A 13565-nucleotide genomic window follows, 5' to 3' on the forward strand; every position below is an offset into this window, starting at 1 on the left:
TCAGGACGTGACGCTATAAACAGCGTCAGTGGTGGTTGCTTTCGCACAACCGGGCCGCCGTGGTCCCATATCGCAGAATTGCGGAAGTTGACGTCTCTGACGTACTGGAAGACTTTCGGTGTAGCCAACGCCGCGGCGCCCGAATATCTGTTCCTGATGCAACTGGACACGACCATACAACCAGCGGGCGGGGTGTCAAGTGGAGGTTTGCCACCCGCAATGGGCGTACTCCTGGGGCGGCAGTGGCCAGGGTGAAGAACGTGACGGAACGCCTGGGTCCCGAGGTAACACGCTCTATTCAAGGGGCAGTTGAGCACACGGTGCAGCGGCGGACGGGCGAGCCGTGCCGGTGGGCACTTTTACGCCACAGTCAGTTCGCCTCCTCCGGCGCCGGGTCGGCCACCCGGATCAGCCCCTCCTGCGCGACCGAGGCGACCAACCGCCCGTCCCGGCCGAAGACTTCACCGCGCACCAGCCCCCGTGCCCCGTGCGCCACCGGCGACCGCTGCGCGTACAGCAGCCACTCGTCCGCGCGGAACGGCCGGTGGAACCACATCGCGTGGTCCAGGCTCGTACCGCTGATCAGCCCGTCGCCCCAGGCCAGCCCGTGCAGCAGCGCGACCGTGTCGAGCAGGCTGATGTCGGAGATGTAGGTGAGCAGGGCGGCGTGCAGCAGCGGGCCGCGCTGCGCGGAGTGCGGGGACGGCGGGCCCTCCTCGGGGCGCGGGTCCGCGGGCAGCGGACCGGCGGCCCGCAGCCACACCAGGTTCCGTTCGCACCGCAGCGCCGGGTCCAGCGCCGCCTCGAAGCTCAGCGGCCCCACGAACCGCAGGTCGAAGGGTTGCCGCAGCGGCCCGACCGGCTGCCGGAACGCCTTGGCCAGCCGCTCCTCGTACGTGGGAAGCCGCTCCGGGTCCGGCACTTGGGGCATCGGGTCCTGATGGACGAGCCCCGCCTCGGCCCGGTGGAAGGACGCCGCCAGCGTGAAGACGACCTTGCCGCGCTGGGTGGCCGTCACCCGGCGGGCGGAGCGCGAGCGCCCGTCGCTCAGCCGCTCGACGGCGTACGCAAAGGGCACGGTGGGGTCGCCGGGCCGTACGAAGTAGGAGTGCAGCGAGTGCACCGGCCGCTCGGCGGGCACCGTACGGCCGGCCGCGGCCAGCGCCTGCCCCGCCACCTGTCCGCCGTACACCCCTCGCGTCCGGTCCGCCGGGCTGCCGCCGCGGAAGGTGTCGGCGTCCAGTTGCTCCGGGGCGAGCAGTTCGAGCAACTCCTCCAGCGCCGTGCCATCCGTACCGTCCACGGCGTCCGTGTCGTCCGCACGGTCCGCGCCACCCGCGCTCACCGGGCGCCCCCCTCGCCGTCCCCCGCCGCGGGCGCGGCGATGGGCGCGCGCCCGATCCCCGGCAGGAACCGGCCCACACCCGCGGTGTACTCGGGGTAGGCCACGCCGTGCATCCGGGCCAGATACGGCTCCTCGACCGTACGCACCTGAAGCTCGACGCCCGCGAACACCGCGGCCAGCGCCGCCAGTTGGGGCCAGCTGGGCACCATCCCGGCCATCCCCGCCATCGCCGTGATCAGCGCGGTGTAGACCGGATTGCGGACCAGCGCGAACACCCCGCCCGTCACCAGCGAGGTGCGCTCCCCCAGATCGACGCCGATCCGCCAGGAACGCCCCATCGCCTGCTGCGCCGCGAACACCCCGCCGAAGCCCACGACGGCCGCCACCAGCCCGGCCGCGTACACAGCGGGCCGGTGCAGCGCCGCGATCGGGGCGAGGGCGCCGGTGGCGGCCAGGACGGGCGAGATCCCGCCCAGGACGATGCCGCCGCCCGCCAGGAGGTGCGACCACCACGGCGGGCTGCCCGGCGCCGGCGGGGTGTAGCGCAGGCCGTTGTCCCCCGACACCCGGTGGTGCAGCCAGCTGCGCAGCCCGAACCCGACCACCCCTCCGGCCAGATAGACCCCCAGGGCGGCCCAGGTGCTCCCAGAACCCATCCTTGCTCACGTCCTCTCGTCACACGGTGTGCGGAGTCGTCGGCGGTTCAGTGGTTCGGCGGTTCGGTGTTTCGCGGCGGTTCGGTGTTTCGGCGGTTCACCAGTCTCCCCCTTCTTCGCACAGGGAAGGCGCACGGCGCAGGAGCTTGGCCGAACGCCGGACACCGAACGCGAAGACCGGCCATCGGCACGATGCCGATGGCCGGTCCCAGGTGCTGCCGGATCAGGAGTTGCGCGGGGAGAGCTCGCCCATCGGGCCCCAGCCGGTGTTGGGGATCTCGGCGTTGATGATCTCGGGCGTCTTGGCGATCACATCGGGCATCCAGGCCATGGCGGTCTTGAAGTGCTCGGAGTTCACGTGCACCTCGCCGGCCTCGGCGTCCTTGAAGCCCTCGACCAGGACGAAGGTGTGCGGGTCGTCCACGCTCCTGGACCACTCGTAGAAGAGGTTGCCCGGCTCGGCGCGGGTGCCCTGCGTGAAGTCCTCGACGAGCGAGAGCCAGTCCTGGCTGCGCTCGGGGCGGACGGTGAACTTGACGACGATGAAGATCATGGAGCTCTCCTTCGGTTCCGGACGGCGGGCTCGGGGCCGGCCCGTACGCTCACGGCCCCGCCCCCAGCATCGTGCGCCCCGCCGCCCGGACCCGCGAAACGCGAGCCCACCCGATTCCGGCCCTGCCGGAAAACCCGCCGTCGGAGCCGGAACGCCGCCGCTTCACCGGCCAGGCTGGCGCTGTGGCTGCGCGGGCCCGGCTGTACGGGACGGCGGCGGCCGGAGCCGGGCCCCTCAGAGCCCGATCCGGTACCGGCGCCAGTGGCCGGTGACCGACAGCCCCAGTTCGGTCAGCGCGTCGGCCAGTACGGCGTCGTCGCCCTCCTGCACCTCCAGGAGCCGCACGTCCGGGTGCTCCTTGCGCAGGTCGGCGATCAGCTCGGCGATCAGCGCCGCCAGCTGCCCGGCATCGGCCGTGTCCCGGTGGAAGACCGCGTCGACCACCGCCGCCTCGTCGGCGGCCACCGCGGTGACCTGGGCGGTCAGCTCGCCCTCGGGGCTCAGCAGGTCCAGCGCCAGATGCGGCACGGGCGGCAGGTCCGTCAGCACCTCGGCGGCTTCCTGGGGGTCGTAGGCCTGGCCGGTGATCTCGGAGAAGAAGCGGGCGTAGCCCGACAGCAGCGCCTCGTCGGGCGCCTCGGGCACCCTGCGTACGGTCACCGCCGGCAGCCCGGCCGGGGGCCGCCAGTCCGCCAGCGGCACCTGGGTCATCCAGTGGCGGCCCAGCTCCTCGGCCTGCGCGGCGCCCAGCTCCGCCGCGGCCCGCTCGTCGATCTCGTTCTCCGTACCGGTCCACTCCACCGCCCGGTACCCGGCCTCGCGCGCGCTGTCGACCGCGCCCCGCAGCAGCCGCGCGGCCACGTCCAGCTCCTCGGCGCTCGCCGCGCGCGCGACGTTGCGGCCCGAGACGATGCGCTCCCGCTCCCGGGAGACCACCAGCCACTGGGCGTCGACTACTCCCTTGCCGTCCTTGGGGTCGTAGACCTCGGCCCACCCCAGCAGGTCCCCGTCACGGCGGGCGACCACGCACCAGTCCGGCCACTCCATCTCTTCGCGGTCCAGGTCGGGTGCGGGGACGGGCAGCCCCTCGAAGAGCTCCTCGCTCAGCCGTACGTCCGCCTCCGGCTCCCGGTCGTACTCCACGCAGATGGCCACCATGCGGACGTCCTCTCATCGGTTCCGGGGCGGTGTCACGCGTCCCGGCCCGACGCCCCCACTCCACACGGCGCCCGGCCCGAAACGGCCCCCGCCCGGCATTGAACACCAATGATCGCCGACCCCGTCCCGCCGGGAGCCACCGAGGGCCCCTCGGTCCCGCCCTCAGCCCTTGCGGGAGCGGCGGCCCGTGCCGCTGCCCCGACGGCGGGCGGACAGCAGCCACAGCAGGCCCGCGAAGAGCACCGCGGCCACGATCACTCCGGCCAGGGTCGCCCCGCGGAACATCGGGGCGTTCACGTCCATCACCGTCCGGCCCGCCCGTGCCCCGCCGCCGCGGCCGATGACCACGGAGAGGGTGCACAGGTTGGGCGCCGCCAGCAGCAGCGCGACCACGGCGGCGGCCACACGGACCCTGCCCGAACGCTCCCGGCGCACCGCGAACCTCAGCAGGAACAGCGGCAGCAGCGTGCACACCAGCCCGATGGTCAGCCCCAGCACCACACCGACCCACAGATGGCCGTTGACCGCGTCACCGATCCGCTGGGCCCACCAGCGCGGCACCAATGCGGCCGCGAGGAAGTAGACCGCGACCAGCCCCAGCAGCGCCAGGCCGCCGTACAGCAGCCGACGCTTCAGGTCCGGCCCGTCGTCGGACGTACCCCCTGCCGCTGCTGCCGCGCCCTCCGCGGGCTTGCCTCGCCGTATAGCCATGCCTTCATGGTCACCCGCCGACCCCGCCCGCGCTCGCCGACCGTCCCGCCCCGTCACATTCCGTAGCCACTGGGAGGCGGGACGGCGCTGCGCACGGGTCCAGCCGTTCCCCCAAAGGTGCGCGGGGAACCGCGCGACCAGACACGATGCGCCCGCAGACGGGCCCCGGGACGGTGGGGCTCAGGCGCCGCGGACGCCGGCCGGTGGTGATCGACCGGCAACGATCCATCACCACCGGCCGAACGGAACCTACCGAGCCGCGTTCCAGGAGTGCGCCACATCCACGATGAGCTGGTTCTGGGTCTGGGTCACGCGGAACGGCAGCCGGGCCCGGACGCCCAGCGCGATCTGGGTGTCGCCCTCGAAGCTGGCGCCGAAGCGGGTGTCCTTGAAGGTCCGGTAACCGGTGATGTCCACGCCGGGCAGCGGCTTGCCGGCCCGGCCCGGGTAGCTCTCCCGGTGCGTCGCCGGGTCGTAGCTCGGCGCCGCCACGCGGACCTCCAGGATGGCGCCGCCGCCGACCGGGATCAGCTCGCCGGAGCCGTCCTGGTGGAACTGGTCCACATAGCCGACCCGGTAGCCGACAGGGCCGCCGGAGGTGCCGCGTATGTCGAAGACCAGCCGGTCGTAACAGGTGTGCCGGCCGGCCCGGATGTTCGCCAGCGGCGGGTAGCTGCCGGGCTCGGCGGACTTGTCGCTGCTGCCCCAGCCGGTCTCGCAGTTCACCGCCGGGGCGGCGGGCGCCGCCCCGGCCGAGGTCGTTGTCGCGGCGATGCCGATTCCCGCCAGCATCAGTGCCGCCAGTGCAGTGCCAAAACGTCGCATGTCATACCCCGAATGATCGTTCACCCGCTGCCCTGCGCCCTATGGCCTGCGGCGCGGTCCGGGTGAGTCAGATGTCCTGGGAACGGGCCCGCGGCTTCGCCGATCGTCACGGCTCTCGACCGGTCTTCAGTCAACGGATCGCGACCGGCTCTTCACCGATCGGCGGCACGTACCCGGCCCACCCCTTGCGATCATCCCTCACCGTTCCCCGGACGGCAGACCACTGCGGCACATTCCGGCCATCCCCCACATCACTCGCGCCCCTCGCGCCCCGCCCGCAGCGGTCATTAATGCCGATGCACCCCGCACCACCTGGCGGTTACCCTTCCCGACCGGGACGGATGGACCGCGGCAGGATCGCAGACCGATCGCACGAGGAGAGCAAGTGGCCGGGCCGGAGCAGGTGTTGATCTTTGATGCGGACGACACCCTGTGGGAGAACAACATCATCTTCGAGCGGGTCATCGAGGACTTCCTGGAGTGGCTGGACCACCCGGAACTGGGCCGCGCCGGGGTCCGCTCGATACTCGACGAGATCGAGGCGGCCAATGCCGCCGTGCACGGCTACGGCAGCAAGGTGTTCCTGCGCAGCCTGGGCGAGTGCGTGGCACGGGTACGCGAACGCTCGGCGTCGGAAGAGGAGTTGGCCCGGATCGCCGGATGGGCCCAGGCGTTCGCGGCGGACCGGGTCGAGCTGATCGCCGGAGTCGCCACGACACTGCAGGAGCTGGCCGGGCGGCACGAACTCCTCCTGCTCACCAAGGGCGACACCGACGAGCAGCAGCGCAAGGTGGACGCCTCCGGCCTGACCCACCACTTCCGGGACGTGCACATCGTGGCGGAGAAGGACGTCCGTACGTACGAGGAGCTGGTGCGCGCGGGCGCGCTGCCTCCGGAGCGTACGTGGATGGTGGGCAACTCCCCCAAGTCCGACATCCTGCCCGCCAGGGCAGCGGGGCTGAACGCGGTGTTCATCCCGAACGACCACACCTGGGTCCTGGAGCAGTCCGCCCTGGACCCGACGGACGACAAGGTGCTGCACCTGGCGAAGTTCCCCGAGCTGCTGCACCACTTCTGAGCGGGGAGCGAAAACAGCGGGGAGGGACAAGAGCGGTGACGGGAGAATCGGTGACGGCAAAGCGGACATCCCCGAAGGCGCCCAAGGTCTCGTGCGTGTTCGTGTGCCACGACGGCGGCGGGCGGGTGCTGCTGGCCCGGCGCGGGGCCGGGGCCCGGGACGAGCCGGGGACGTGGGACTGCGGTGCCGGGGCGCTGGAGTTCGGCGAGTCCTTCGAGGAGGCCGTGGCGCGCGAGGTCCAGGAGGAGTACCGCGCGCGGGCGTTGGAGATCCGGCAGCTCGGCGTGCGCAATGTGGTGCGCGGCCGTCCGGCGCGCTCCCACTGGGTCGCCGTCGTCTTCGGCGTACGGATCGATCCGGACGAGGCGGGGATCGCAGAGCCGCACAAGTTCGACGAGCTGGGCTGGTTCGCGCCCGACGCCCTGCCCGCACCGCTGCACTCGCAGTGCGGGCAGAGCCTGGCCCTGGCCTGCGGGCCGGGAGGCGTCGTGGGGGGGGGGGGGGGGGGGGGGGGGGGGGGGGGGGGGGGGGGCGCGTGACGTGAGCCCGGCCGCCGCGCGCCTCAGCGGATGTCGGTGACCGTCCGCCGGTACGTCGACCGCCGGTCCTCGATGTCCGCCCAGCGGTCGCCGTACACGTTCTGCAGGATCCCCGGCTCGCGCAGGAAGTCGTGCGGGAACCCGAGCGGCACCGCGCTCACCTCGTCGAGCCGCCGCACCGCATCCGCATCCAGCTCGACCTCGACGCTGGCGAGGTTGTCCGCGAGCTGGCTCTCCTTGGTGGCGGCGATGATCGGGATGATGTTGCCGGGCCGGCCGCGGAGCCAGGCCAGCGCCACCTGCGCCGGGCTCCAGCCGCCCTGCTCGGCGATCTCCAGTACGGCGGTGATGACCGCCTCGTCGGTGCTGTCGGGCGCGGTGCCCTCCGGCTCGATGTCCAGCCGGCCCGTCTCACCACGGCGGTACTTGCCGGTGAGTTTGCCCGCCGCGAGCGGGGCCCAGGCCAGGACGGCCAGGTCGAAGGCGCGCGCCTGCGGGAGCAGTTCGCGCTCCGGCGTCCGCTCCAGCAGGTTGTAGCGCAGCTGCGAGCCCGCGAAGGCGGTCCAGCCCCGCAGCTCGGCCAGGGTGTTCGCCTGGGCGATCTCCCAGGCCGGCCAGTCGGACACCCCGACGTAGAGCACCTTCCCCGAACGCACGACGTCGTCCAGGGCCCGCATGACCTCCTCGACGGGGGTGAAGTTGTCCCGCGCGTGCACCCACAGCACGTCGAGGTGGTCGGTACGCAGCCGCTCCAGGCTCGCCTCCACCGACCGCACGAGGTGCTTGCGGTGGTTGCCCGCCGCGTTCACATCCCCCTTGCGGGTCGCGCAGGTGTACTTGGAGGCCAGGACGAAACGGTCCCTGCGGCCTTCGAGCAGTTCGCCGAGGATCCTCTCCGAGCTGCCGTCGGTGTAGATGTCGGCGGTGTCGATGAAGTTGCCGCCCGCGTCCGCGTAGGCGTCCACGATCCGCCGACTGGTGTCCTTGGCGGCGCCCCAGCCCCAGTCCTCACCGATGGTCATGGCGCCGAGGCTCAGCTCGCTCACCCGCAGGCCGGTCTTCCCGAACAGTGTGTAACGCACGTTGTTTCCGTTCCCCTTCGGTCGGGTCGTGCCCCGGACGCTATGACTTGGAGCCCGCTCCAGCACAAGCCGTTTTACGCCGTCGTGCGGGGCACAGGGGACTTGGGGCGCCGGCGCCCGTGCCCTTCCGGGGCCTGCTCGTCATCGGCGGCCCGCTCGATGGCGGCCAGCGTCCGCCGGGCGGCTTCCAGCACCACTTCATCGGCCCACAGCTCCGCGTCCCGGTTCGGCTCGTCGAACGGCAGCCGTACGCGGCGGTCGAGCACCGCACGGAGGGCGGGAAGCGCGGACCGGGCGTGCCGGCCCATCGCGGCGAGGGTGGCCATGGCCGACGGGCCGAGCGACTCGCTGTCCAGGTAGCGGGGCAGTACGGCCAGCAGGTCGGGCGCCGCCGCGGGGCCCTCGTACCGCCACAGCGTGTGGGCGCCGCGGGCCTGCATCACACCGGGGCGCTCCAGTACGAGCCGCCGCAGCTGACGGGCGTGGCGCTCGCTCAGCCCGCCGTTCTCGTACAGCCACCGAAAGAGCGCCGAGCCGTCGCGGACCCGGCGCGGGGTGTCGAACCGGGCGTCCAGGTAGCACTCGACGGCGTCGCGGCAGCCGGTGACCTGGGCGTGCGCCAGGACCGCGCCGGGCGTGGTGTGCCCGTCCCCCAGGGCGATCTCCGCCAGCAGCGGCGCGGCGGGCGCGGCGGCTTCGCCGATCCGGCCGAGCGCCACCGCGAGGTGGAACTGCAGCCCGTACGGCAGCTCCCCGGCTATCGACCACCGCAGGGCCGCGGTCAGTTCGGGTACGGCGGGTGCCGCGCGCGGCCCGATCGCCGCCAGCGCGCGCATCGCCACGTACAGCCCGCCCGGCTCCTCACCGGTCAGCACCTCCCGCAGCGGCGGAAGGAACGCGGCGGGGTCGGCGCCGTCCGCCAGCACCTGGTGCAGCGCCGGCCCGATCCCGGCCGGCAAATGCCCGCCGCTCAGCCGCGCCAGCAGATACGGAGTCGCCCGCTGATCGCCGACGCCCGCGAGCGCGCACGCCACACTCCAGGCGAGGCCGTCATCGGACGCGCCCAGCAGCCCGGCCAGTTGATCGGCGGCGGCCCGGGTCGCGGCGCGGGAGGCACACAGGGCCTCCACTGCGGCGACGGCCGGGCCCGTCACGGGGCGTGGGGCCGTGTCGCTCTGCGGCTTTGCCGCGTGGGCGCGACCGGCCCTCCCGCCGGCCCGCGGTGCCATGACCGCCCTTTTATCCAGGCGTTGCACGCCTGGCCCCAGCACTGCCAGAAGGTGCGGAAGAAGGACGGCAGGGGCAGCGCGCCAGCGCTGCATCGCGGCGTGCGCCAGATCGGCGCCGATGCGCCGGCCGACGGCGCCCTTCGCGCCGCCGAGCAGCAGCGCCGCCGTGGCGTAGGCGTGCGCCTCACGGTCCTGGCGGGCCAGCGCGTCCAGCCATCGCTCGCCCGTGGCCCACGGGCCGTCCCCCTTCCCCAACCACCGTTGCGCTTCCACCAGTTCGGTCAGGGCGATGGCGTCGAGGACGGGCAGCCGTTCCGGTGGCGCGCAGGCCAGGAGGGTGAAGCAGGCGAGCAGACGGACCGCGGGAAGGCCGTCGCCCAGCAGGAGTTCCGCCCGTTCCCGGCGGTGCTCGCCGCACAGCAGGGCGTCGGCGAGGGCGACGCGCACGACGGGGTCGGTCAGCACGAGCGGCGCGGTCAGCAGGGTCAGGGCGTCATCGGCGGCGCCGGAGGCGACCAGCAGGCGGGCGGCCGCCCGCCTGACGTCCGGGTCCTGGTCCCGCAGCCGGGCCAGCGCCGCCTTGGCGGGGGCTTCCCAGTAGGCGGTGCGGTCGAAGGCCAGCTCCCGCAGCAGGCGCAGGGCCGTGCACCGAACGGCGGGCCGCCCGTCGCGGGTGAGGGTGGTCACCAGGCGGGTCACAGGGCCGTCGGGGTCGGCGCCCACCATGGTGAACGCGGCGCTTCTGCCCGGGTCTCCGGGGTCGAGGACGGATCCGTCGGCGACGGCCGCCGCGATGCGGGCCAGGTCCTCGCCCGGCGTCCGCGCGGTCATCGGGTGGGGCGGTGGCCGCCCTTCCGGTGGTTCAGGTGCGTCATGAAGGTCATGCGCCGGATCATGGACCACTGGAAGGGCGGGCGGCAACCGAATTGGCCGCCAGGCCCACGGCCCGCCCGGCCCCCTGCCCGCCCGGCCCGTCCTCACATCGGCTCGACGGCGGTCACCTCGCCCCCCTCCAGCGCCAGCCACCGCGTGATCCCGATCTCCCGCAGGAAGTGCACATCGTGGCTGACCACGATCAGCGCGCCCTGGTAGGACTCCAGGGCCGTCACCAGACGGCGTACCGACGCCATGTCGAGATTGTTGGTCGGCTCGTCCAGGAGCAGGAGTTGGGGGGCGGGTTCGGCGAGCATCAGGGAGGCGAGAGCGGCGCGGAAGCGCTCGCCTCCGGAGAGCGTGCCGGCCTTCTGGTCGGCGCGGGCGCCCTTGAACAGGAAGCGCGCGAGCCGGGCGCGGATCTGGTTGTCGGTGGCGCCGGGGGCGAAGCGCGCGACGTTCTCGACGACGGTCAGCTCGTCCTTCAGGACGTCCAGGCGCTGCGGGAGGAAGCGGTGCGGTACGTGGACGTCCACCTCGCCCGCCACCGGTGCGATCTCGCCGGTGACCGTCCGCAGGAGGGTGGTCTTGCCCGCGCCGTTGCCGCCGGTCAGCGCGACCCGCTCGGGGCCGTGCAGGGACAGGCCCGCGCGGGCCCCGTAGCGCACTTCGAGGCCGCGCAGGGTCAGTACGGCGCGCCCCGGCGGGACCTGGGTGCGCGGCAGGTCGACGCGGATCTCGTCGTCGTCCCGGACCGCGTCGACCGCCTCGTCCAGCCGCTCCCTGGCCTCGGTCAGCTTCTCGGTGTGCATGATGCGGTGCTTGCCCGCCGCGACCTGGGCCTGGCGCTTGCGCTCCTGCATGACGATCTTCGGCTCGCGCTTGTTGGCGTACATCTTGTTGCCGTAGCGCACTCTGCGGGCCAACTTCATATGAGCGTCGGCCAGTTCGCGCTTCTGACGCTTCACATCGGCCTCGGCCACCCGCACCATGCGCTCGGCCGCCTCCTGTTCGACGGCGAGCGCCTGCTCGTACGCGGAGAAGTTGCCGCCGTACCAGTGGACCTCGCCGCCGCGCAGATCGGCGATCTGGTCGACCAGCTCCAGGAGTTCACGGTCGTGGCTGACCACGACCATGACGCCGGACCAGCTCGCGACGGCGTCGTACAGATGCGCTCGCGCGCGGCGGTCGAGGTTGTTGGTGGGCTCGTCCAGCAGCAGGACCTCGGGGCGGCGCAGCAGCAGCGCGGCCAGCCGCAGCAGCACGGACTCGCCGCCGGAGACCTCGCCGATGGTGCGGTCCAGGTCGATGCCGTGCAGCCCGAGCTGGTCGAGGGTGGCGCGGGCGCGCTCCTCGACGTCCCAGTCGTCGCCCACGGCCGCGAAGTGGGCCTCGCTCGCGTCGCCGCTCTCGATGGCGTGCAGGGCGGTACGGGTGGCGGCGATCCCGAGGGCTTCGTCGACCCGCAGAGCGGTGTCCAGGACGAGGTTCTGCGGGAGGTAGCCGATCTCTCCGGCCACCTTCACACTGCCCTCGGACGGGTCCAGTTCACCGGCGATGAGCTTCAACAGGGTTGATTTTCCCGATCCGTTCAGGCCGATGAGGCCGGTGCGGCCGGGTCCGACGGCGAGCTGGAAGCCGTCCAGGACCTGGGTGCCGTCGGGCCAGGCGAAGGCCAGGCCGGTGCAGACCACTGAGGCGGGGGTCGTAGACATAAAGGTCTCCTCGATGCGCGTGATGCGGTGGGTGGTGACAGCGCAGGGAGACACCGCGAGCGGGGACGGTCCCGCGAAAGGGCGGCGAGGACGGCCGGACGCCGAGGTCGCACACGGAGCCGGGCGGCGGGTGCACAGGCACACTTCGCCGCGGGCGCGGTGTCTCAGGACCTCAGACGAGCAACGGCCTTCTCCAATCGGCGGCAATGGGACCGGGAACGACGGTACGGCGGCACCCACGAAAACGCATCCGTATTTTTCGTCGCCCTCGCGCGGGCGGCCGCGTGCCCGCCCGCGTCAGCCTCTTCGCGGGTGCCTGGGGCCGCCCGCCGCTACTGCCCCCGGGCGCGCAGCCGCACCCGGGCCGGGCCCTTCGCCTGGAGGGTGATCCCGGCGGAGACCGGAACGTGCGTGTCCACCGCCTCCAGCTCATAGGCGCGCAGCAGCATCGCCAGCGAGAGCACCGACTCCAGCATGGAGAAGTACTGTCCGATGCAGGCGCGCGGGCCGCCGCCGAAGGGGAACCAGGCGTAGCGGTGGCGCTCCGCCTCCCGCCCGGGCGCGAACCGCTCCGGGTCGAAGCGCTCCGGCTCCTCCCACAGGTCCGGGTGCCGGTGGGTCACCCACGGCGAGACCACCACGTCGGCGCCCGCCGGAATGCGGTACCCGCCGATCTCGGTGGCGGCCACGGCGCGCCGGCTGACCAGGGAGGCCGCCGGGTACAGGCGCATGGCCTCCTTGAGGACCATCGTCAGATACGGGAGGCGGTCCAGGTCGTCCGCCTCGGGGGTGCGGTCCTTCAGTACGCGGTCGATCTCCTCGTGGACGCGGGCCTGTTCGGCGGGGTGGCGGGCCAGCAGGTGGAGGGTGAAGGCCAGCGAGGTCGCGGTCGTCTCGTGGCCGGCCAGCAAGAAGATCAGCACCTGCTCGCGGACCTCGGTCGCGTCCAGGCTGCCGTCCTCGTCGTTGCCCGCCCGGGCCAGGAGGGAGAGCAGGTCCTCGCCCGTACCGGGGGCCGCGCGCCGCTCCGCGACGATGCGGTCGCAGACCCTGCGGACGTCGTCCGTGGCGCGCCGCGCCCGGAGGTTGGCGGGCGTCGGCCACTCGCGCGGGACGTTGCGCGGCGAGAAGCCGCGCCGCGCGGCATAGGTGCTGATGGCGGGCACGGAGCGGTGCACGACGTCGACCGCCGCCTCCACGTCCGTACCGAAGAGGATGCGGGAGACCGTGCGCAGCGCGTGCCGGTTCATCTCACTCATCAGCTCGACCGTCCGGCCGCGGCCCGCGGCGGCGCCTTCGGGCGTGCGCCAGCGCTCCACCACGGCGGCGGCCTCCATGGTCACCGCCGCCGCGTACCCGTCCACCCGGCGCTTGGTGAACAGCGGCTGTACGAGCCGCCGTTGGCGCAAGTAGTCCTCGTCCTGGCTGGTGAGCAGGCCGTTGCCGAAGGACTCGCGGACCTCCTGGTAGAAGGGGTGGTCCTTGCGGAAGTTGGCGGCCTCGGAGGCCAGGACGCGCTGGGCCCCCTCGGGCGAGAAGATCGCGTAGAACACGCTGCGCAGTCCGGGCGGGCCCGCGACCAGGCGGATCACATCGCCGTGGTCGCGGCGGGCGCGCACGAAGGCCCCCAGGGTGTCGCGCTGGAGGTCGAACATCGAGCCCAGGACGGGGAGGCCCTTGGGCCCGGGTATGTCGGTGAGGGTCATGGACGGTTCCTATCCCAAATCCGGGCCGTGAAAAGCCCCTTGACGCGGTACGGCGGCGGCCTGCCGGGCTCCTGCCCGGCGCACGTACCATAGGC

The 13565-nt window shown here is 72.9% G+C and carries 12 protein-coding genes; 2 read left to right on the forward strand and 10 right to left on the reverse strand.

The annotated features are described in order from the left end of the window. Positions 1 to 370: 370 nt before the first annotated feature. The 6 genes from AC4IJH_RS11170 to AC4IJH_RS11195 form a co-directional block, all read right to left on the reverse strand. Positions 371 to 1345 (reverse strand): acyl-CoA thioesterase, encoded by a 975-nt coding sequence (locus AC4IJH_RS11170; protein WP_490851444.1) that lies wholly within the window; start codon positions 1343 to 1345, stop codon positions 371 to 373. Beyond that, positions 1342 to 2001: a methyltransferase family protein gene (locus tag AC4IJH_RS11175; protein ID WP_490851445.1), complete on the reverse strand. Its 660-nt coding sequence runs from the start codon at positions 1999 to 2001 to the stop codon at positions 1342 to 1344. The genes AC4IJH_RS11170 and AC4IJH_RS11175 overlap by 4 nt, the downstream gene beginning before the upstream one ends. Positions 2002 to 2224: 223 nt before the next feature. Beyond that, positions 2225 to 2554: a putative quinol monooxygenase gene (locus AC4IJH_RS11180; protein WP_490851446.1), complete on the reverse strand. Its 330-nt coding sequence runs from the start codon at positions 2552 to 2554 to the stop codon at positions 2225 to 2227. 234 nt (positions 2555 to 2788) lie between these two features. Then, complete coding sequence (locus AC4IJH_RS11185; protein WP_490851447.1) at positions 2789 to 3712, reverse strand: hypothetical protein; 924 nt, start codon at positions 3710 to 3712, stop codon at positions 2789 to 2791. A gap of 162 nt (positions 3713 to 3874) precedes the next feature. After that, positions 3875 to 4423 carry a hypothetical protein gene (locus AC4IJH_RS11190; protein WP_490851448.1) on the reverse strand — a complete coding sequence of 183 codons (549 nt, stop codon included), beginning with the start codon at positions 4421 to 4423 and terminating at the stop codon, positions 3875 to 3877. 249 nt (positions 4424 to 4672) lie between these two features. Beyond that, positions 4673 to 5248 (reverse strand): AMIN-like domain-containing (lipo)protein, encoded by a 576-nt coding sequence (locus AC4IJH_RS11195; protein WP_490851449.1) that lies wholly within the window; start codon positions 5246 to 5248, stop codon positions 4673 to 4675. 385 nt (positions 5249 to 5633) lie between these two features. Between AC4IJH_RS11195 and AC4IJH_RS11200 the strand changes: the two genes are divergently transcribed. Continuing rightward, positions 5634 to 6326: an HAD family hydrolase gene (locus AC4IJH_RS11200; protein WP_490851450.1), complete on the forward strand. Its 693-nt coding sequence runs from the start codon at positions 5634 to 5636 to the stop codon at positions 6324 to 6326. A 50-nt stretch (positions 6327 to 6376) separates the two neighbouring features. Continuing rightward, positions 6377 to 6865: an NUDIX hydrolase gene (locus AC4IJH_RS11205; protein ID WP_490851451.1), complete on the forward strand. Its 489-nt coding sequence runs from the start codon at positions 6377 to 6379 to the stop codon at positions 6863 to 6865. 23 nt (positions 6866 to 6888) lie between these two features. Here the strand turns inward: AC4IJH_RS11205 and AC4IJH_RS11210 are convergent, their stop codons facing one another. From AC4IJH_RS11210 to AC4IJH_RS11225, 4 genes are all read right to left on the reverse strand, one after another. Next, on the reverse strand, positions 6889 to 7947 hold the full coding sequence (locus AC4IJH_RS11210; RefSeq protein WP_490851452.1) for an aldo/keto reductase: 1059 nt from the start codon (positions 7945 to 7947) through the stop codon (positions 6889 to 6891). Positions 7948 to 8021: 74 nt separating this feature from the next. Then, positions 8022 to 10007, reverse strand: coding sequence for a hypothetical protein (locus AC4IJH_RS11215; RefSeq protein ID WP_490851453.1), 1986 nt, complete (start codon positions 10005 to 10007; stop codon positions 8022 to 8024). Positions 10008 to 10153: 146 nt separating this feature from the next. After that, a complete protein-coding gene (locus tag AC4IJH_RS11220; RefSeq protein WP_490851454.1) occupies positions 10154 to 11764 on the reverse strand; it encodes an ABC-F family ATP-binding cassette domain-containing protein in 1611 nt (536 codons plus the stop codon). 332 nt (positions 11765 to 12096) lie between these two features. Next, positions 12097 to 13470, reverse strand: coding sequence for a cytochrome P450 (locus AC4IJH_RS11225; RefSeq protein ID WP_490851455.1), 1374 nt, complete (start codon positions 13468 to 13470; stop codon positions 12097 to 12099). Between the last annotated feature and the right edge of the window lie 95 nt (positions 13471 to 13565).

The organism is Streptomyces sp. UF-297 (genome assembly GCF_058245575.1).